Origin of the sequence: Glycomyces buryatensis (assembly GCF_004912275.1) — a bacterium.
Lineage (GTDB): Bacteria > Actinomycetota > Actinomycetes > Mycobacteriales > Micromonosporaceae > Glycomyces > Glycomyces buryatensis.
In genome coordinates this window covers 21955-40989 of the sequence record NZ_STGY01000047.1, presented here as the reverse complement: position 1 = coordinate 40989, position 19035 = coordinate 21955, and the positions used below count along the sequence as shown (strand labels likewise).

The window sequence follows — 19035 nt, the reverse complement described above, 5'->3', positions numbered from 1 at the left end:
TCATAGACGTCATCGCCGGTGCATCACCAGAACTCGATCGTGATGAGGGCCGAACCCTCGGGGGTCCAACCGAAATCGTCGGACCACACCGAGCGCGTGATTTCCGCCAGATTGGAGGCGCAGTCCATCGTCCATGTGTCGTTCTCGCTCGAGAACTGCAAGTCCACGTATCTGAACGCGTCCGTCCTCTCGGTCCACAGGCCCAGGCCGTTGTAATAGGCGGCCACCGGATCGATCTGCTCACCGGTTCGCAGGTCCAAGCCCTGGGCACGACCCTCGTCCTCGATCCACAACACCGCGTCCTCGCCGGTGGGGACGACTACTGCCAGATGACCTCCGTGCATCGGCGGTTCGGCGAGGTCGATTCGTTCAGGTCCAGCCTCGATCCACGTGTTCACCGGGCCCGGCCCGACCTCAGAACTGTAGGTATGGGCATGGGCGATCTGGTTGAGGAGGAGCTCGGTGCCTTCGGCGAGCAGGGGGATGTCGGGCAGCAGCTCGGACTGCCCGGTCTCGGTGAAGTGGCAGAGGAAGGAGATCGAGAAGTGCGGGCCCATCAGGTCCGCGCCGTTCTCCAAGAGGCGCGCCTCATCTCCTTCGTCGCACCAGTGGTCGTGTCTCGGACCGGTGAAAACCTCATAGAGATCAGCGGTTCGGGGAGGTTCGACCTGGGTACAGGCTGCGGTGATCGTCGCGAGGGCAGCGAATGCGATGAGGGCAGGGGTCATGCGTCTGTTCAGGAGGGGCACGCGGTGATCCTATAAGCGAATGCTACGAGGCCTCAATAGACTGCCAGTCGATGCAGTGGTGACCGGCCGCGATCGCAGTCATCGTCTGCGGCATCTACCCCAAAATCCGCCGGGTGTCGCGATCGGCGGAGAACCAGTCGGTCCCGCCACTCGTCGACGGCCAAAACGCCGGAGCTCACGCTCCGGCGTTTTTCGTGCGGGTCCCGAGCAGGGCCTCCGCCGTCAGGCCGGGCCGGTCGGGTCCGTGTCGGCTTCGGCGGTCTCGGTGATCACCCATGCGTGGTAGGCGGGGTTGACCGCCATGACCGGGAATGCCAGGACGCAAGGCACGTCGTACGGATGCAGCGCCTTGACCCGCAGGACGATCACCGGCACCAGCGAGGCGCGGGTGTGGAAGCAGACCCGCTCCTCCACTTGGTGGTCGACGCCGCCGTTCCAGCGGAACGTCGAACGGATCGGGTCGACGCGCTGCGCGCACGCGACCAGCCGCTCGTTCACCAGGTCCTCGGCCATCTGCTGCATGAGACTGGTGCGGGGGCCGGTGACCACCACTTCGCAGATCGGTTCGAGTGCGGTTGCCTCTGCCATGGCCGCTGCTCCTCTCGTCTTCGTCAAGGAAGCGAGCGGGACGGAACCCGCAGGTCCCGTCCCGTCACGCTATTCGCTTATCCGCCTGCGGTTCAGGCGCCACCCTCGCCGGCCATGCCTCCGCGGGGCCCGGCGCCCGGGCTCTTCGGCGGCATCGTGCCGGTTCCGGCTCCCGGGCTCTTGGGAGCCCGCTCGCCGGCCAGCTCGGCCGGGGGCGTGTCCGGCACCCCGGCGGGCTTGTCGGCCCCCCGGAACGTCAGGTGGGCGTTCTCGACGTCCTTCGGGTCGCCTTCGACGTCCACGAGGATGATCTGCCCGGCCGTGAACTCGTTGAAGAGGATCTTCTCCGAGAGCGTGTCCTCGATCTCGCGCTGGATCGTCCGACGCAGCGGCCGCGCCCCGAGCACCGGGTCGTAGCCCTTGTGCCCCAGGTACAGCTTCGAGTTGTCGGTGAGCTCCAGGGCCATGTCGCGGTTGGCGAGCTGGTCCTCGATGCGCTTGACCATGAGGTCGACGATCTCGACGATCTCGGGCTCGGCGAGCTTCGGGAACACGATCGTGTCGTCGATGCGGTTGAGGAACTCCGGCCTGAAGTGGTTCTTCAGCTCGTCGGAGACCTTCTCCTTCATCCGCTCGTAGTCGTTCTCGGCCTCGTCGCCGGACTGGAAGCCCAGCGTCACGGCCTTGCCGACGTCGCGCGAACCGAGGTTCGTCGTCAGGATGATCACCGTGTTCTTGAAGTCCACGATGCGGCCCTGGCCGTCGGTCAGGCGCCCGTCCTCCAGGATCTGCAGGAGCGTGTTGAACACGTCCGGGTGGGCCTTCTCGATCTCGTCGAACAGGACCACGCTGAAGGGCTTGCGGCGGACCTTCTCGGTGAGCTGCCCGCCCTCGTCGTAACCGACGTAGCCGGGAGGCGCACCGACCAGGCGCGAAACCGTGTAGCGGTCGTGGAACTCGGACATGTCCAGCTGGATGAGCGAGTCCTCCGAGCCGAACAGGAACTCCGCGAGGGCCTTGGCCAGCTCGGTCTTACCGACACCGGACGGACCGGCGAAGATGAACGAGCCCGACGGGCGCTTGGGGTCCTTCAGACCGGCGCGGGTACGGCGGATGGCCTGGCTGACGGCCTTGACGGCGTCCTTCTGGCCGATGATCCGCTTGTGCAGCTCGTCCTCCATGCGGAGCAGACGCGAGGTCTCCTCCTCGGTGAGCTTGTACACCGGGATACCGGTCCAGTTCGCGAGGACCTCGGAGATCATCTCCTCGTCGACCTCGGTGACCTGGTCCAGGTCGCCGGCCTTCCACTCCTGCTCACGCTTGGTGCGCTTGTCGTGGAGGCGCTTCTCGGCGTCGCGCAGGCGCGCGGCGGCCTCGAAGTCCTGGGCGTCGATCGCCGACTCCTTCTGGCGCCTGGTCTCCGCGATCTCCTCGTCGATCTCGCGGAGGTCCGGCGGTGCGGTCATGCGGCGGATGCGCATTCTCGCGCCGGCCTCGTCGATCAGGTCGATCGCCTTGTCCGGCAGGAAGCGGTCCGAGATGTACCGGTCCGCCAGCGTCGCGGCCTGGACCAGCGCGCCGTCGGTGATCGAGACGCGGTGGTGCGCCTCGTAGCGGTCCCGCAGGCCCTTGAGTATCTCGATGGTGTGGGCCAGGCTCGGCTCGGCCACCTGGATCGGCTGGAAGCGGCGCTCGAGAGCGGCGTCCTTCTCCAGGTACTTGCGGTACTCGTCCAGCGTGGTCGCACCGATCGTCTGGAGCTCGCCGCGGGCCAGCATCGGCTTGAGGATCGAGGCGGCGTCGATCGCGCCCTCGGCGGCACCGGCACCGACGAGCGTGTGGATCTCGTCGATGAACAGGATGATGTCGCCGCGGGTCTTGATCTCCTTGAGCACCTTCTTCAGGCGCTCCTCAAAGTCACCGCGGTAGCGGGAGCCGGCCACGAGGGCACCGAGGTCCAGCGTGTACAGCTGCTTGTCCTTGAGCGTCTCGGGGACCTCGCCCTTGGTGATCGCCTGCGCCAGGCCCTCGACGGCGGCGGTCTTGCCGACGCCGGGCTCGCCGATGAGCACCGGGTTGTTCTTGGTGCGGCGGGAGAGGACCTGCATGACGCGTTCGATCTCGCGCTGACGGCCGATGACCGGGTCGAGCTTGCCGTCCCGGGCGGCCTGAGTCAGGTTGCGGCCGAACTGATCCAAAACGAGCGAGCCGGACTGCTGGGCCTCGGTCGAGGTGCCACCGGCGGTCGCGCCGGCGGGCTCCTTGCCCTGGTATCCAGAGAGCAGCTGCAGCACCTGCTGGCGGACCCGGTTCAGGTCGGCGCCGAGCTTGATGAGCACCTGCGCGGCCACGCCCTCGCCTTCGCGAATCAGGCCGAGCAGAATGTGTTCGGTGCCAATGTAGTTGTGGCCCAACTGCAGTGCCTCACGCAGGCTCAGTTCGAGCACCTTCTTCGCCCGCGGGGTGAAGGGGATGTGCCCGGAGGGGGCCTGCTGGCCCTGCCCGATGATCTCTTCGACCTGCTGACGGACGCCTTCGAGGGAGATGCCGAGGCTCTCCAGGGCTTTCGCCGCCACGCCCTCGCCCTCATGAATGAGGCCGAGCAGGATGTGTTCCGTCCCGATGTAGTTGTGGTTGAGCATCCTGGCTTCTTCTTGAGCCAGGACGACCACGCGCCGGGCACGGTCGGTAAACCGTTCAAACATGCGCTTCTGCTCCTCGCGTCCGCCGCTACTTGTCGTCAATACTGGTCGTGGCTTGCAAAACCCTGTGGGTACACCTTATCTCCCGAGCTGTCCGGCAACGGGTGCCACGTGGGTGACAACAAGCGTGCACCTTAGGCCATTCCCAGAGAGAAAACGTTCGCTCTGAGCGCAATGCCAGGTCCGCTCGTGACCCCGTCCGTCCAAGGCCCCGGTGGGCCGCCGGGAAATCCCCTCGATAACGATCATGCCCTGCGCCTATGAGACTTCGCGAAACCACCGGACCGATGGAACGGTGCGGGGCCCTTCGATTGAGTTTCCACATCGAGCCCAAACGAAACACCCGCGCGGGCGCGGGTCCGTTCACCGGACACCCCCTAGGCGAAATCGGGGCCGGGGAGGTGGGCCGGGCCGTCCTCAGTGAGGGCCGCGGGCGAGGCGAAAGCGAAGCGCCCGCACCCTGCCGGGTACGGGCGTTCAGAGGATCAAAAATTCGCCGGTCGCTCAGTGCGCCTCGTTGTACTCCTCGACGATGGCCTGAGGAATACGGCCACGCGGGGAGACATTCTTGCCGTTGCGCTCGGCCCACTCGCGGATGGCCTTGTTCTGCTCACGGTCAACGGCCATACGGCGGGTGGAAGCGCCGCGCGCCGGTCCCCGGACTACACCCACGGTGTATCGACCCAATCGCGTCCCAGCCTCCTGGAATTTCGCCAGGGCTTCACGCAGTTCATTGGCATGCGTGGCAGAAAGGTCGATCTCGTAGGCCTGTCCGTCGATAGCGAATTTGACGGTCTCCTCAGCCTTGCTGCCGTCGATATCGTCGATCAGGATGACCTGTGTCTTCTTCGCCATGGCAAATTCCTCTCGATCCGACCGAAGCGACGAACGCTTACCGGCACTGCCTTTGCTACTAGTGCCAGAGCATATACGAGTCCCTTAGAGATGCGAAAGAGGGTGGCCAGAACTGAATCAACGCAGCACCCGGAACGTCCAGGTACTGCGTTGATTCAAGACGCCGCTCGAAGCCGCGTTCTCGCCGTTTATTTCTTACTATTCGGGTTTCACCAGCGGGAAGAGGATGGTCTCTCGGATACCGAGTCCGGTGAGCGCCATAAGCAACCGATCGATTCCCATGCCCATGCCGCCGCTCGGCGGCATTCCGTATTCCATCGCGCGCAGGAAATCCTCATCCACGGTCATGGCCTCGACGTCGCCCTTCGCGGCCAGTCTGGCCTGCGCCTCCAGGCGCTCGCGCTGGATGACCGGGTCGACCAGCTCCGAATAGCCGGTGGCCAGTTCGAAACCGCGAACGTAAAGATCCCATTTCTCGGCCAGTCCCGACTCCGTGCGGTGACCCCGGGTGAGCGGCGAGGTGTCCTCGGGGTAGTCGTAAACGAAGGTGGGAGCGTGGAGGTCGTCGACCACCAGGTGCTCGAACAATTCCTCGGCCAGTTTCCCGTGGCCCCACAACGGGTCGACTCCGAGCTCGACTTTCTCGGCGTAGGCCCGCAACTGGTCCAGGGAAGTGTCGACGGTCACGGTTTCTCCGAGCGCTTCGGAAAGGGAGCCGAAGAGGGTGATCTCGTTCCAATCCCCGCCCAGGTCGTAGGAGGTCCCGTCGGCCAGCTCGACCGTCTCCGAACCGAACGCGGAGCGCGCCGCCCCTTGAATGAGCGACTTGGTCAACTCACCGATCGTGCGGTAGTCGCCGTAGGCCTGATAGGCCTCCAGCATCGCAAACTCGGGAGAATGCGACGAGTCGGCGCCCTCGTTGCGGAAGTTCCGGTTGATCTCGAATACGCGATCGATGCCTCCGACTACGCACCGTTTCAAATACAACTCGGGCGCGATGCGCATGTACAGGTCGATGTCATAGGCGTTCATATGCGTCATGAACGGCCGGGCGGTCGCGCCGCCGGGCTGGACCTGCATCATCGGGGTCTCGACTTCGATGAAGTCGCGCTCGTCGAGTTGTTCGCGAATCGAGCGGACGACGGCGGAGCGATTGCGCGCGTTGGCGCGGGCCTCGGGGCGCACGATCAGGTCGACGTAGCGCTGGCGGACCCGGGTCTCCTCGGCGAGCGGCTTGTGCGCCACCGGAAGCGGGCGGAGGGCCTTGGCGGTGATCGCGAAGGAGTCGGCCATGACCGACAGCTCGCCGCGCTTGGAGGTGACGACCTCGCCGGTGACGCCGAGGTGGTCGCCGATGTCGACCAGGCGCTTCCACTCGTCGAGCGCTTCCTTGCCGACCTTGCCCTGGGAGACCATGACCTGGAATTCGGTGCCGTCGCCGTCGCGCAGGCGGGCGAAGCAGAGCTTGCCGGCGGTGCGGGTGAAGATGACGCGGCCGGTGGTGGAGGCGGTCACCCCGGAGGACTCGCCCTCGGGAAGCTCGGCGAACTGCTCCCGCAGCTCGGCCAGGGAGTGGGTGCGCGGGTAGCCGAGCGGGTACGGCTGCTTGCCTTCCGCGAGGAGGGCGGCGCGCTTCTCGCGCCGGATCTTCATCTGCTCGGGAAGGTCTGGGCCGCTGTCAATGGTCTGCTCGTGCTCGGTCACGTCTTACAGGGTAAATGCCGCCACCACGAGTCAGCATGCGACTTTCCTCGCACCGCCGCGCATCACACGCCCGTCGGTACCCGGGATCGAGTGTGTCGGGACGAAGTCCCCCCCGATTCGATAGTGCCCGGCGGGTGCGACGTTCTAGTCGGCGGCCCGAGTCGGCTGTGCGGGGACCGAGGCCGGGAGTTCGATGGCGAAGGCCGGGTAGCCCACCACCCGTTCGGGGTCCCCTCCGGTGTCCGCGGACGTGGCCAGGGCGAGTTGCCTTGGGCGCCTTCCGGTCGCGTCGGCCCAGGCCACGGTTCCGCGCAGGGCGAACACGCCGCAGGCGTGGGACGTGGAGATCTCGCGGGGACGCAGCCCCTTGATCGCCTCCGCCGTCTTGGCGTCGATGCGCCGGGCCGTCTCCTGGTCGTTGTAGTGCGACAGGTCGGTCGAGCACAGCAGGACCGTGCCCTCGCCGCCCTCCGCCAGCAGCGCCGCGACGACTCGCGCGGTGTCCGGCGACTGGCTCATGCCGCAGGCCACTGGCACCACTTCGATGTCGTCGCCGAGCGCGACCTGCAAGAACGGCAGCTGCACCTCCAGCGAATGCTCCGACTCGTGCGGCAGCCGCGAGGATCCGACGACCCCGGTCTCGGCGGCGTGCACGTCGCCCAGCGGGGTCTGCCAAGCGGTGTACGGGGCGGCCGCATGGCCGCGCAGCGGATGGGAGTGCGAAGGGCCGACCAGCACCACGCGGCGAATTCGATCGCGGTGGGCGGCCAGCCGGGCGTACACCTGGGCGGCGACGGGCCCCGAATAGCGGTATCCGGCGTGCGGGACGATATAGGCCGCGGCGAGCGGTTCGTCGCCCACGGGAACGGCGTCGAGCAAGTCGGTGATCGACTCGCGCAGCCGCTTCGCGTGGGCCGGGTAGAACCGGCCCGCTACGGCCGGTGGACGGATGAGGTCTGATTTGGTCGGTGGCATCGCAAGGTCTTCCGGGTCATGGTTCCTGATGTTTGTGTGACGGCGCGGCGATGCGGATCGGTTGCCGCCTAGGACCCCAGTCTCCAGCCGGACCCTCGAAAACCCCGGGAACCCGCGCCCCACAGAATGCGCATTGTCCAGTATCCGACAGCGCATATCGGTCTATTCGGTACCAATCGCGCACCACGAGAGCTTCACCACAGTCGGGGCAGTAGGTCGTCTGATTCGCTGTGTCATGAACATTGCCGGCGTAGACGTATCGCAGCCCCGCCCCGATCGCGATCTCGCGGGCCCTGCGGAGCGTCTGAGGCGGAGTGGGAGGGACATCGCGCATCTTGAAATCGGGATGAAATGCCGTGAAATGCAAGGGCACTCCGGTTCCGAGATGCCCGGCGATCCACTCGCACTCGGCGGCGATCTCGGCGTCGGAATCATTGTGCCCGGGGATGAGCAGCGTCGTGATCTCGGTCCACACCTCGGTCTCGTGCACCAGGTATTCAAGGGTGTCGAGGACCTTCGCCAAGGACGAGAAGGTGATCTTCTTGTAGAACTCTTCACTGAACGCCTTGAGATCGATGTTGGCGGCGTCCATATGAGCGTACAGCTCGGCGCGGGCGGCGGGATTGATGTACCCGGCCGACACGGCCACGGCCTTGAGTCCGGCCTCGCGGGCGGCGTCGGCGCAGTCGGCGGCGTATTCGAGGAAGATGGTCGGGTCGTTGTAGGTGAATGCGATGGACTTGCAGCCCAACGACTTCGCCTTCTCGGCCAGGGCCAGGGGCGAGGCCGAGGAGGAGAGCGTGTCGATCTCGCGGGACTTGGAGATGTCCCAGTTCTGGCAGAACCGGCAGGCCAGATTGCAGCCGGCGGTGCCGAACGACAGCACCGGCGTGCCGGGCAGGAAGTGGTTGAGCGGCTTCTTCTCGATCGGGTCGATGCAGAAACCGGAGGAGCGCCCGTAGGACGTCAGGACGATCTGGTCGCCCGCGCGAGCCCGCACGAAGCACAAACCGCGCTGGCCGTCACGCAGGCGGCAGGCGCGCGGGCAGACGGTGCACTCGATGCGGCCGTCGTCCAGGGCACGGTGGAACTCGGTCCCGACGGTGAACTCATCGGCACCCGCAACCCGTGCCCTCGCGGGAGTGACGGCGGCCATACGTCAAAGGTAACCCCGCGCCGCCGGGCATGAAAACACCGACCGCGCGGCGCCGAAGCGTCGCGCGGTCGGTCCGGGGGCCGGATTAGTTCAGGCGGGCACCGGAGGTGGTGTGGAAGACGTGCTCGTGGCCCGGTTCCGGGACCACGTAGACCGTCTCGGCCAGACGCGGGACGTTCACGGACTCGGTGCGAACGACGAAGCGCTCGGACGAGCCGTTGTAGGCCGCGTGGCCGTACACGTAGGCCTCGCTGCCCAGCTCCTCGACGAGGTCGACCTCGATCGGGATGCCGCCGGAGGTCTCCGAGCCGATCTTGCAGTGCTCGGGACGGATGCCGACGGTGACTTCCTTGGCGCCGCCATCGGTCGTCGCGGCGTCGCGGACCTCGCGCGAGAGCGGGAGGGTCACGTCGCCGAACAGGGCGCCGCCCTCGGTCAGGCTGACCGTCTTGATGTTCATCGCGGGCGAGCCGATGAAGCCGGCCACGAAGGTGTTCTGAGGCTTCTCGTACAGCACGCGCGGGGTGTCGCACTGCTGCAGCAGGCCGTCCTTGAGCACCGCGATGCGGTGGCCCATCGTCATGGCCTCGACCTGGTCGTGGGTGACGTAGACGGTGGTGATGCCGAGGCGCTTCTGGAGCGAGGCGATCTGCGAACGGGTCTGGACACGCAGCTTGGCGTCCAGGTTCGACAGCGGCTCGTCCATGAGGAACACCTGCGGCTCACGCACGATGGCGCGGCCCATGGCGACACGCTGGCGCTGACCACCGGAGAGGGCCTTGGGCTTGCGGCCCAGGTAGTCGGTGAGGTCGAGGAGCTTGGCGGCGTCCTCCACCTTCGACTTGATCTCGGCCTTCGGCATGCGGCGCAGCTTGAGCGCGAACGCCATGTTGTCGAAGACGGACATGTGGGGGTAGAGCGCGTAGTTCTGGAAGACCATCGCGATGTCGCGGGACTTCGGGGGGAGGTTCGAGACGTCGGTCTCGTTGATGAAGACCGAGCCGCCGTCGATCTCCTCGAGCCCGGCGAGCATGCGCAGGGAGGTGGACTTACCGCAACCGGAGGGGCCGACGAGGACGAGGAATTCGCCGTCTTGGATCTCCAGGTTGAGCTTGTCGACGGCGGGCTTGTCGGTGCCCGGGTAGATGCGCGAGGCATCCTGGTATGTAACTGTGGCCATGATGAGGTCCCTTTCACTGGCAGGTACGTGCCAGACGATCCGTTGTAAAAGGCGTGTTGTGCACGAACTACAACGACGGGTCTCACCAAGGCGGCGCGACCCTGCGCAGCGGTTCGTCCGCGACCCGGTGTTCCCACCGTGAAGCGTGAGGCGAGCCTAGCGGCAGATGAATGCCTTTGCCAAGCGGAGACCGAACGTTTGTCCGGTTTCCCGGGAAAGGATGCCGAACTGTTACCAGTCTCACGCGGGGTGAAATACCGCTCTCAGGCGACCCGCAGGGCCTGGAGCAGGGCCTCGTCTCCGACGATGTCGCAGATCCCGAACGGCAGCCGTCCCCACAGCGCCAGCGCGATGTCCGAGGCCGAGCCGGCGGCGCGGGCCTGGAGACCGGCCCTGGCATCGGGGTGGTCGAGCAGGGCGACGCGGCCTTCGCGCAGGCGCACGAACCAGGTCGCGTCGGCGTCCTGTGCGAACAGCTGGGCGAGCCCGGCCGCTTCGGACTCGGCTTCGCGCCGCTCCCCGGCGGGCAGGAACGCCTCGAAGACCTCCGAGATCGCCTCGGCGGCAAGGCCTGCGGGGACGGGGGCGGTGGCGCCTACGGCCATCTGCACGTCCCAGCGGGCGAGGCCGGTGGCGACGGTGACGCGGCGGTGCCAGAACTCGGCGCGGTGGTCCACGGGCGCCCAGGTCCAGGCGGGGGTGTCGTGCGGGTGGGTTTCGAGGGCGGCTTCGAGCAGGAACAGTTCCTCTTCGAAGATCTCGGCGGCGCGCTGGACGGGGACGTCCACGGGGGAGGGCCTGGGGACGTCGGGTCCCCCTGGAACGGCGTTGAGTGCGGTTCGGGTCCAACGGTAGAGGCGGACGAGATCGGCTATGACTCCGGCGACGGTCGTGTCGGGGCGGGAGGGCACCACGCGGTCGGCCGTGGCGGTGTCGACGATCTCGCCGAGGCCGCCGGCCTCGTTCTTGAGCTCGGTCAGGTAGTCGGTGATGCGCAGCTTGGACATGGGTGACCGCCGATCCTCGTTGCCTCAATACAGCTTAGGCTTTGCCGCGTGAACCACGCCAGTCCGCATCACAGCGAGAACCGCCCAGGGGGTCGGATCCCCGACAAAGCGCTCGGGCGTTATACGACCCTGCGTCTGGGCGGTCCGGCCCGCGAACTGGTCGAGACCCACAGCTCGGAAGAAGCCGTCGAGGCGCTCCGAGCGGCGAAGAGCTCGACGCTGGTGCTCGCCGGCGGCAGCAACGTCGTCATCGGCGACGACGGCTTCGACGGCACGGTGGTCCTGCTGCGCGGCGGCGGGATCGAGGAGTCTGGGCCCCAGACGGTGCGTGTCCAGGCCGGGCAGGTGTGGGACGACTTCGTCGCTTGGACTGTGGAGCATGAGCGCTCGGGTGTGGAGTTCCTTTCGGGCATTCCCGGCTCGGCCGGGGCGACCCCGATCCAGAACGTGGGCGCCTACGGCCAGGAGGTGTCCCAGACGATCGCCTCGGTGCGGGTGTGGGACCGCGAGACCGACGAGATCCGCGACTGGTCACCCGCCGAATGCCGGTTCGCTTACCGCCACAGCGTTTTCAAGCACAATATGCGCTACTTCGTGATGAGCGTGGACTTCACCCTGGAATCGAGCCCGGGCTCCCAGCCGATCGCCTACGCCGAGACGGCCAGGCGGCTCGGGGTCGACGTGGGCGATCGGGTGCCGCTGGAGGCGGCCCGCAAGACGGTGCTGGAGCTGCGACGCGGCAAGGGCATGGTGCTGGACGAGGCCGACCACGACACCTGGAGCTCGGGGTCGTTCTTCACAAACCCGATCATCAGTGCCCACCAGTTCCACGAGCTCAAGGAACGAGTGGGCGACGCCCCGCACTGGCCGGTCGGGGATGAACAGGTGAAAGTCTCGGCGGCCTGGCTCATCGGCGCGGCCGGCTTCGAAAAGGGCTACCGCAAGGGCAATGTGGGATTGTCCACGAAGCACACGCTGGCCCTGACGAACCGCGGCGGCGCCACCACGGCCGAACTGATCGCGCTCGCAATGGAAGTGGCCGACGAGGTAGAGATGAACTTCGGCATCCGCCTCCACCCGGAGCCCGTCGTCATCGGCGCCACGCTGAGCTGAACCGAGCGAAGACACACCGAGACCTCATAACGTTCGCCGAAATCCGCCGCCGAGGATATACTGTAATCCGCATGGGATATCTAGGCGTGGAGGCGATCATGACCAAGACACTCGTAGACGTCGATGACGAGCTGCTGGCCGATGTCATGGCCAAATCCGGGGCGAATACCAAGAAACAGGCGATCAACGAGGCACTGGAGTACTACCGCGAGGCCCAGCAGACCGGCCCGCAGACCGCTTGGAACAACTTGCGTCGAATGGCGGCCGACAACACCATCGACCTTGACGAAGTCGAGCGGCTCAGCAACCTTCACAAGGGCGGCCGTCCCGCCGAATGATCGAGTACCTCATCGACACCAGTGCTCTCATCCGCATCATTCGCGGGCAGGTCGATCCGGCATGGATTCAGTACGCAGACCGGGGTGAGTTCGGCATCTGCGAACCGGTGATCTTCGAGTTCGTCCAAGGCTCTGGCAAACGCCAAGCCAAGATGATCGAGGCCGAACTACTGGGAAGCAATGAGTGGGTGGAGTTGCCGGACAAAACCGGTAGCCACATGCGCAGGCTTCGCCGGGACTTGACCGAGCGCAGCATGCACACCATGTTCAGTCTCACCGACTATCTCATCGCCGCGACCGCGATTCAGATGGGATTGACCGTCCTGCACGAGGACAAGGACTTCTCCGCCGCTGCCCGATACTTCCCCGATCTCAGCGAACAGCGCATCAGCAAGACGCTCCCCGAAATTTCACGAGGCTTCGGATAAATCAGGGCATTCGGCCGGGGCGCACTCGATTCCCGGATCGTCGCGAACACCGACAGCGCGAGGGCCGGAAGCGGATTGCTCCGCGTCCGGCCCTCGCCTTGTGACACTCGGATTATGCTGCGGCCGTTGCCAGCTCTGCGATCTGCTCCTCCTCCACTGGCTGTTCCTCCGGCTTGCGGATGAAGACGATGGCGATGAGCACTCCCAGGAGGGCGAAGGCCGCGGCGATCGCGAAGGCCAGGCTGTAGCCGTCCCGCAGGGCCTCGATCGCTCCGGCTCCGGCCTCGGCGCTGGAGGCGGTCGCCGATGCGGCCACCGTGGCCAGGACCGCCAGGCCGATCGCGCCGCCGGCCTGCTGGGCGGTGTTGTTCAGGCCCGAGGCCGCGCCCTGGTCCTCGGGGGCGGCGCCCGCCATCGCGGTCATGACCACCGTCGGCAGGGCCAGGCCGAAGCCAGCGCCCATCAGGAACAGGATCGGCATGATGTCGACGAAGTAGTCGCCGTCGATCGGCGCCCGGCTCAGCAGGACCAGTCCGGTGGCCAGGGCCCCGAATCCGATCACCAGGATCGGGCGGGGGCCGAAGCGGGCCACCAGGCGGGCGGCGAAGAACAGGGAGACGACCGCGATCATCGCCGGTGCCGGCAGGAACGCCAGGCCGGTGCTGAGCGCGTCGAGCCCCAGGACTCCCTGGAGGTACAGCGCGAGCATGAACTGGAAGCCGAACCCGGCCGCGAAGCCCGTCACGACGATGGCGTTGGCCGCCGAGGCCTGGCGGTTGCGGAAGATCCGCAGCGGCAGCAGCGGCGTCCCCGCCTTTGCCTGGCGTACCAGGAAGGCGACGATCATCAGTGCCGCGACGACGCCGAGCAGGGCAGATCGGGTGCCCGAGACCGCCGGGTCGGCGATCATCACGATGGCGTACACGCCCAGGGAGAGACCGCCGGTCACCAGGGCCGCGCCCAGGATGTCGGCGCCCTGCCTGAAGCCGATGCCGCTTTCGGGGGAGAGGACCTTCAGCGCGACGACGAAGGCCACCACACCGAACGGCACGTTCACCCAGAACACGCCCTCCCAGCCGATCGACTGCGTGATGAGACCGCCGGAGATCAGGCCGATCGCCGCGCCACCGGCGCCGATGAAGCTGTACAGGGCCATCGCCTTGGCCTGCTCCCCCGGCTCGGGGTAGAGCCGCACGATCATGCCGAGGATGACCGCCGAGGCGAGCGCCCCGCCGACTCCCTGAAGGAAGCGCCCGGCGATGAGCATCTCGGGGCTGGGGGCGAGCGCCGCGACCACCGAGGCGATGGTGAACAGCGCCAGCCCGACCAGGAACACCTTGCGCGATCCGATCAGGTCGCCCAGGCGGCCCGACAGGAGCAGCAGTCCGGCGAAGGCGAGCAGGTAGGCGTTGACGACCCAGGCCAGCTGCGAGGTGGTGAAGCCCAGGTCCGACTGGATGGTCGGCAGCGCCACGGTGACGATGGAGCCGTCCAGGATGACCATGAGCTGCATGACGAGCAGCACGCCGAGCGCGAGGCCGCGCCGAGCCGGGACGGCCTGGGTGGAGGAGGAACGCACCGGTTCACTCTTTTGGTTCAGCAAAGTTCTCATGCCTTGAATCTACGGAGCTTCGATGAGACTCCCAATGGCCGAAGCACTCAAATTCATGTCTCTTCGTATCATCATCGGCGTTGTATGCTGTCGGTATGGACATTCTCAGCGGGACCATCGCGGCGCTGCGCGTCGGCAGCCCCGACGCGGGCAGGTTCGTCCGCCACGCACCTTGGGGCCGCGAATACGAGCGAATCGACGGGGCCGCATTCCATGTGGTGCTTGAGGGTTCGTGCTGGCTGATCCCCCGGGAGGGCGAACCGGTGCGGCTGAACGTCGGCGATATCGCGCTGCTCTACCTCGACCGCGGCCACGGCATCGCCGACAACCCCACCACGCCCCTGACCGAGATCGCCGGCCCCGCCGACAAACCCGTCATCGACGGCCCCGGCGCCCGCGCGACCGTGCTGTGCGGGATCTACAAGTTCACGCCCGGCTGGTCGCACCCGATGTTCGACGAACTCCCCGAAGTGGTCCACGTGCCCGCCCGCCTCGGCCGCCACCCGCAGCTGCGGGCCGCGATCGACCTGCTCAGCGCCGAGGTCGAGAGCGAAGAGCAGGGCCGCGAGGCAATGCTCCCCGCGCTCCTGGACGCCCTGTTCGTCTACACCATGCGGGCCTGGTACTCCGAGGCCGGCGAGGATCCCGACGCCGACGGCTGGGCCGCCCTGCTGCACGACGAGGCCATGCTGAACGCCTTGCGCGCCATACAGACCGACCCCGGCCGCAAATGGACCGTGGAGGACCTGGGGCGCATCGCGGGACTCTCCCGGGCGCACTTCGCCCGCCGCTTCACCGCCCTGGTCGGCGAAGCCCCGCTCGCCTATCTGACGCGCTGGCGGATGATCGCCGCCGCCAAACTGCTGAGAGAGGGCGACGGGACCCTCGCCAGCGTCGCGCGCGAGGTCGGCTACGGCTCAGAGTTCGCCTTCGCGAAGGCGTTCAAGCGCGCCCACGGTACGGCGCCGGGGCAGTACCGGCGCGAATTCGCCGCAGCCACAACGACATCCGCCGAACGCGCCCTGGCCGGTGCGTCTGCGGTCTGACGCGGCCTGACCTGACGACTACGAGAGCAGCCGGGCGGCGTCGAGCGCGGCGTAGGTCGCGATGATGCCCGCGCCCGCCCGCTTGATCGACGTCAGCGACTCCAGGATCGCCGCATCGCGATCGATCCAGCCGCGCTCGGCGGCCGCGACGATCTGCGCGTACTCGCCCGAGATGTGGTAGGCCGCAACGGGAACCGGCGAGTAGTCGGCGGCGGCCCGCACGATGTCCAGATAGGGCAGCGCGGGCTTGACCATGACGATGTCCGCGCCCTCGGCCACGTCCAGCTCGATCTCCCGCAGCGCGTCGGTCGCGTTCGGCGTGTCCTGCTGATAGGTGCGCCGGTCGCCTTGCAGCTGCGACTCGACCGCCTCGCGGAACGGGCCGTAGAACGCGCTGGCGAACTTGGCGGCGTAGGCGAGCAGCCCCGTGTCGGTGTACCCGGTCTCGTCCAAAGCCTTACGGACGTAACCGATCTGGCCGTCCATCATGCCCGAGGCGCCGAGCAGGTCGGCCCCGGCCGCGGCCAGGCACTCGCCCATCTCGGCGTAGCGCTCCAGCGTGGTGTCATTGTCGACCGACCCGTCGGCGTTCAGGACGCCACAGTGGCCGTGGTCGGTGAACTCGTCCAGGCACAGGTCCGGAATGAGGACCAGATCATCGCCGACCTCATCGCGGATCGCCCGGGTGGCGACATTGAGGATCCCGTCCGGATCGGTTGCGCCCGAACCGATCTCGTCTCGCTCCTCGGGGATGCCGAAGGGCATGAGCCCGCCGATCCCGGCCCGCACGGCCTCGACCGCGAGCTTGCGCGCCGAGTCCACCGAGTGCTGGTACACCCCGGGCATCGATGCGATCGGATGCGGCTCGGTCAGGCCCTCCTTGACGAACATGGGCAGGACCAGATCGGCCGGATGCACACGGGTCTCGGCCACCAGACGGCGAATGGCCGCAGTGCGGCGCAGCCTCCGAGGACGGATCGTCGGGAAGTCGGCTGGGCTCGGCACTGCGGCCATCTCCTAAATCAATCGTCAGCGGAACCTGAGCGCGGTCGGGCCTTGCACCTTCTGGCCGCGTCGGGTCTTGATCGGGCCCTCGGCCAGGCGCTGCTTCAGCTCCACGGCGTACTCGGCGAGCGACTCGATCAGGTCGGGAACGGAAGCGTTGTCCGGCTTGGCGTCCACGCGCAGACCGAACTCGATCGCGGTGTCCGAGGTGGCCGGACCGATGCAGGCCACTACGGTCCGCTGGTGCGGCTTGCCGGCGATGCCGACCAGGTTCCGCACCGTCGAAGACGAGGTGAACAGCACCGCGTCGAAACCACCGGACTTGATCGCGTCGCGGATCTCGGCGGCCGGCGGCGAGGCGCGCACCGTGCGGTACGCCGTGACGTCGTCGACCTCCCAGCCGCGCTCGGTCAGCCCCGAAACCAAAGTCTCCGTGGCAATGTCAGCGCGCGGCAAGAGCACCCGGCCGACCATGTCCAGGATCGGGTCGTGCGGCGGGAAGACCTCCAGCAGGCCCTCCGAGGACTGCTGGCCCGACGGCAGGAGCTCCGGCTCGATGCCGAACTCTCGCACCGCGTTCGCCGTCGCCTCGCCGATGCAGGCGATGCGCAGGCCACCGAAGGCGCGGGCGTCGAGCCCGTGCTCCTTGAACTTCTCCCAGATCGCCTTCACCGAGTTCTGGCTGGTGAACACGATCCACGCGTAACGGCCGTCGACGAGGCCCTTGATGGACCGCTCCATCTGGGCCGGGGTGCGCGGCGGCTCGACGGCGATCGTCGGCACCTCGCACGGGATGGCGCCATAGGCGCGCAGGCGCTCCGACATGACGCCGGACTGCTCCTTCGTGCGCGGAATGAGCACCTTCCAGCCGTACAGCGGACGCGACTCCCACCAGGCCAGTTCGAGGCGGTCCTCGACACCGGGACCGATGGTGAGGACGACCTGCCCGGCATAGCCGAGCGCCGCCTCCACGAACGTGTCCACGGAGGAGGTGGTGGTGTACTCGGTCTCGCCGGTCGCATCGCCGGTCACGGCCACGGCCGTCTCACCCGACACCCCGCCCGCGAGCAGGATGTCGCGCAGGCTGGACAGGTCCGAGACGTCGGCGGTGACCGTGAGGCTGCCGCGCTTGACCGCGTCGGCCAGCGCGAACGGCTCCAACGACGCGATGTCGTCGATGTCGATGACGGTGCGGACCTCGCCGGGCGGCATGCCCGCGTAGACCGCGACGGCCTGCGCGTGGCTCATCCCCGGGATGACCTCGAAGCGCGCTTCCTCGGCGCTGGCGGCCCGGATCTCGATCTTGGCCAGGCGGTTCGGGTAGGCGTCGCCGACGATCAGGCGGGCGATGTTCTCGCCCTCCCGGGCGGCGGCGGCCATGAGCTTGCCCTGGTCGCTCGGGGAGGACTCGATCAGTTTGAGCTTGCCCTCGTCCCCGGTGAGTTCCTTGGCGGCCTCGATGAGCGACTGCGGGAGCGACCGGTCATAGTAGACGCGGTCGGCTTCGCGGATGGCGTCGAGGGCGCGCTTGGTCAGCAGTCCCGGATCGCCTGGGCCGGTCCCGACGAATCGCACGCGGCCCACCAGCTTACGGGCACTGGTCATGTTCTCTCCATCAACAATCGTCTGCGTTAAAGTTCTGACTTCAATAGTTGCTCGGCGCCGCCCGCGAGCAAATCCTCGGCCAATGCCTTCCCCACCTCGGCGGCTTGGGCCGCCAGGTCTCCGGCTTCCGCGTCCCTGAGGGTCGCGGTGGTCGAGAGTCGTTCGGTTACGGTGCCGTCGACGGCGAATGCCGCCCCCCGTAGGTACAAGTCGATCTCTCCCGGCGCTGAGCCTTCCGAGACATCGGCGAGAGCGGCGACTGGTGCGCTGCATCCTGCTTCGAGTCGCGCGAGAAGGCCGCGTTCGGCGGCGACCGCGGCTTGTGAGTACCGGTCGTTGAGCATACTAGAAATGCGCGCAGATGTCTTGTCCGCTTTGCGGCATTCGACCGCCAACGCCCCTTGTGCGGGGGCGGGGAGCATCACTAGTGGGTCCAGGTATTCCGTGATCTCCTGCTCTCGGCTCACCCGTTTGAGGCCCGCGGCGGCGATGACGACGGCGTCGAGGTCGTCGCCGACGCGACCGATACGAGTGTCGATATTGCCGCGGATCGGGACGCATTCGAAGTCTCGGCCGAGGGCCAGCAGCTGGCTGATGCGCCGCGGGGAGCCGGTGCCGATGCGGGCGCCGGGCCCGAGTTCGGCGAGGGTGCGGCCCTGGGAGGCGATGAGGACGTCGCGCGCGTCGGCGCGGGGCGGCACGGCGATGACCAGGTGTTCGGGCTGCTGCGTGGGCAGGTCCTTGTAGGAGTGGACGGCGATGTCGATCGACCCGTTCTCCAGTGCGTCGCGCAGCTGGTTGACGAACACGCCGACGCCGAGCTGGGCGACGGGGACGGTGGTGCCGTCGCCGGTGGTCTTGATCTCGACCAGTTCGGTCTTCTCGCCTGAGACGCGTTCGATCTCGTCGGCGACCATCTGGCTTTGTGCGAGCGCGAGTTTCGATCCCCTTGTGCCGACGCGAATCACAGTA

16 protein-coding genes and 1 pseudogene are annotated in these 19035 nt (G+C 67.2%); 4 read left to right on the top strand and 13 right to left on the bottom strand.

Annotation, left to right across the window (positions count from 1 at the left end; all coding sequences use genetic code 11):
- Positions 1-23 precede the first annotated feature (23 nt).
- The 9 genes and pseudogenes from FAB82_RS12550 to FAB82_RS12510 all read right to left on the bottom strand — a co-directional run bounded on the left by FAB82_RS12550 (position 24) and on the right by FAB82_RS12510 (position 10916).
- Positions 24-749: a hypothetical protein gene (locus tag FAB82_RS12550; RefSeq protein WP_136534884.1), complete on the bottom strand. Its 726-nt coding sequence runs from the start codon at positions 747-749 to the stop codon at positions 24-26.
- Between the two features lie 222 nt (positions 750-971).
- On the bottom strand, positions 972-1337 hold the full coding sequence (gene cutA, locus FAB82_RS12545) for a divalent-cation tolerance protein CutA (protein ID WP_136534883.1): 366 nt from the start codon (positions 1335-1337) through the stop codon (positions 972-974).
- A 194-nt stretch (positions 1338-1531) separates the two neighbouring features.
- Positions 1532-4042 (bottom strand): annotated as a pseudogene (locus FAB82_RS12540) (ATP-dependent Clp protease ATP-binding subunit); the annotation flags it as partial.
- 501 nt (positions 4043-4543) lie between these two features.
- A complete protein-coding gene (locus FAB82_RS12535; protein ID WP_136534881.1) occupies positions 4544-4894 on the bottom strand; it encodes a histone-like nucleoid-structuring protein Lsr2 in 351 nt (116 codons plus the stop codon).
- Positions 4895-5092: 198 nt separating this feature from the next.
- Positions 5093-6598 (bottom strand): lysine--tRNA ligase, encoded by a 1506-nt coding sequence (lysS, locus tag FAB82_RS12530; protein WP_246039617.1) that lies wholly within the window; start codon positions 6596-6598, stop codon positions 5093-5095.
- 144 nt (positions 6599-6742) lie between these two features.
- On the bottom strand, positions 6743-7573 hold the full coding sequence (gene amrB / locus FAB82_RS12525; protein WP_168801572.1) for an AmmeMemoRadiSam system protein B: 831 nt from the start codon (positions 7571-7573) through the stop codon (positions 6743-6745).
- Positions 7574-7589: 16 nt separating this feature from the next.
- Positions 7590-8729, bottom strand: a complete 1140-nt coding sequence (gene amrS / locus FAB82_RS12520) for an AmmeMemoRadiSam system radical SAM enzyme (RefSeq protein ID WP_136534879.1) — start codon at positions 8727-8729, stop codon at positions 7590-7592.
- Between the two features lie 85 nt (positions 8730-8814).
- Positions 8815-9909 carry an ABC transporter ATP-binding protein gene (locus FAB82_RS12515; RefSeq protein WP_136534878.1) on the bottom strand — a complete coding sequence of 365 codons (1095 nt, stop codon included), beginning with the start codon at positions 9907-9909 and terminating at the stop codon, positions 8815-8817.
- Between the two features lie 263 nt (positions 9910-10172).
- Positions 10173-10916, bottom strand: a complete 744-nt coding sequence (locus tag FAB82_RS12510; RefSeq protein ID WP_136534877.1) for a hypothetical protein — start codon at positions 10914-10916, stop codon at positions 10173-10175.
- A gap of 48 nt (positions 10917-10964) precedes the next feature.
- Here FAB82_RS12510 and FAB82_RS12505 point away from each other — a divergent pair, with 48 nt between their 5' ends.
- The 3 genes from FAB82_RS12505 (at position 10965) to FAB82_RS12495 (ending at position 12795) form a co-directional block, all read left to right on the top strand.
- Positions 10965-12029 carry a UDP-N-acetylmuramate dehydrogenase gene (locus FAB82_RS12505; protein WP_246039616.1) on the top strand — a complete coding sequence of 355 codons (1065 nt, stop codon included), beginning with the start codon at positions 10965-10967 and terminating at the stop codon, positions 12027-12029.
- Between the two features lie 98 nt (positions 12030-12127).
- Positions 12128-12367 carry a type II toxin-antitoxin system VapB family antitoxin gene (locus tag FAB82_RS12500; RefSeq protein ID WP_168801571.1) on the top strand — a complete coding sequence of 80 codons (240 nt, stop codon included), beginning with the start codon at positions 12128-12130 and terminating at the stop codon, positions 12365-12367.
- Positions 12364-12795, top strand: a complete 432-nt coding sequence (locus tag FAB82_RS12495) for a PIN domain-containing protein (RefSeq protein WP_136534875.1) — start codon at positions 12364-12366, stop codon at positions 12793-12795. The genes FAB82_RS12500 and FAB82_RS12495 overlap by 4 nt, the downstream gene beginning before the upstream one ends.
- A gap of 112 nt (positions 12796-12907) precedes the next feature.
- Here the strand turns inward: FAB82_RS12495 and FAB82_RS12490 are convergent, their stop codons facing one another.
- The gene (locus tag FAB82_RS12490) at positions 12908-14407 is read right to left on the bottom strand and encodes an MFS transporter (protein ID WP_211116566.1); all 1500 of its coding nucleotides are present in this window, start codon (positions 14405-14407) and stop codon (positions 12908-12910) included.
- A 95-nt stretch (positions 14408-14502) separates the two neighbouring features.
- Between FAB82_RS12490 and FAB82_RS12485 the strand changes: the two genes are divergently transcribed.
- Positions 14503-15453, top strand: coding sequence for an AraC family transcriptional regulator (locus tag FAB82_RS12485; RefSeq protein WP_136534874.1), 951 nt, complete (start codon positions 14503-14505; stop codon positions 15451-15453).
- Between the two features lie 18 nt (positions 15454-15471).
- Here the strand turns inward: FAB82_RS12485 and hemB are convergent, their stop codons facing one another.
- From hemB to hemC, 3 genes are read right to left on the bottom strand one after another with little or no spacing between them, the layout of a single operon-like run.
- Complete coding sequence (gene hemB / locus FAB82_RS12480) at positions 15472-16458, bottom strand: porphobilinogen synthase (RefSeq protein ID WP_246039615.1); 987 nt, start codon at positions 16456-16458, stop codon at positions 15472-15474.
- Positions 16459-16482: 24 nt separating this feature from the next.
- A complete protein-coding gene (locus FAB82_RS12475; RefSeq protein ID WP_136534872.1) occupies positions 16483-18063 on the bottom strand; it encodes a bifunctional uroporphyrinogen-III C-methyltransferase/uroporphyrinogen-III synthase in 1581 nt (526 codons plus the stop codon).
- 26 nt (positions 18064-18089) lie between these two features.
- Positions 18090-19031 (bottom strand): hydroxymethylbilane synthase, encoded by a 942-nt coding sequence (hemC, locus tag FAB82_RS12470; protein ID WP_136534871.1) that lies wholly within the window; start codon positions 19029-19031, stop codon positions 18090-18092.
- Between the last annotated feature and the right edge of the window lie 4 nt (positions 19032-19035).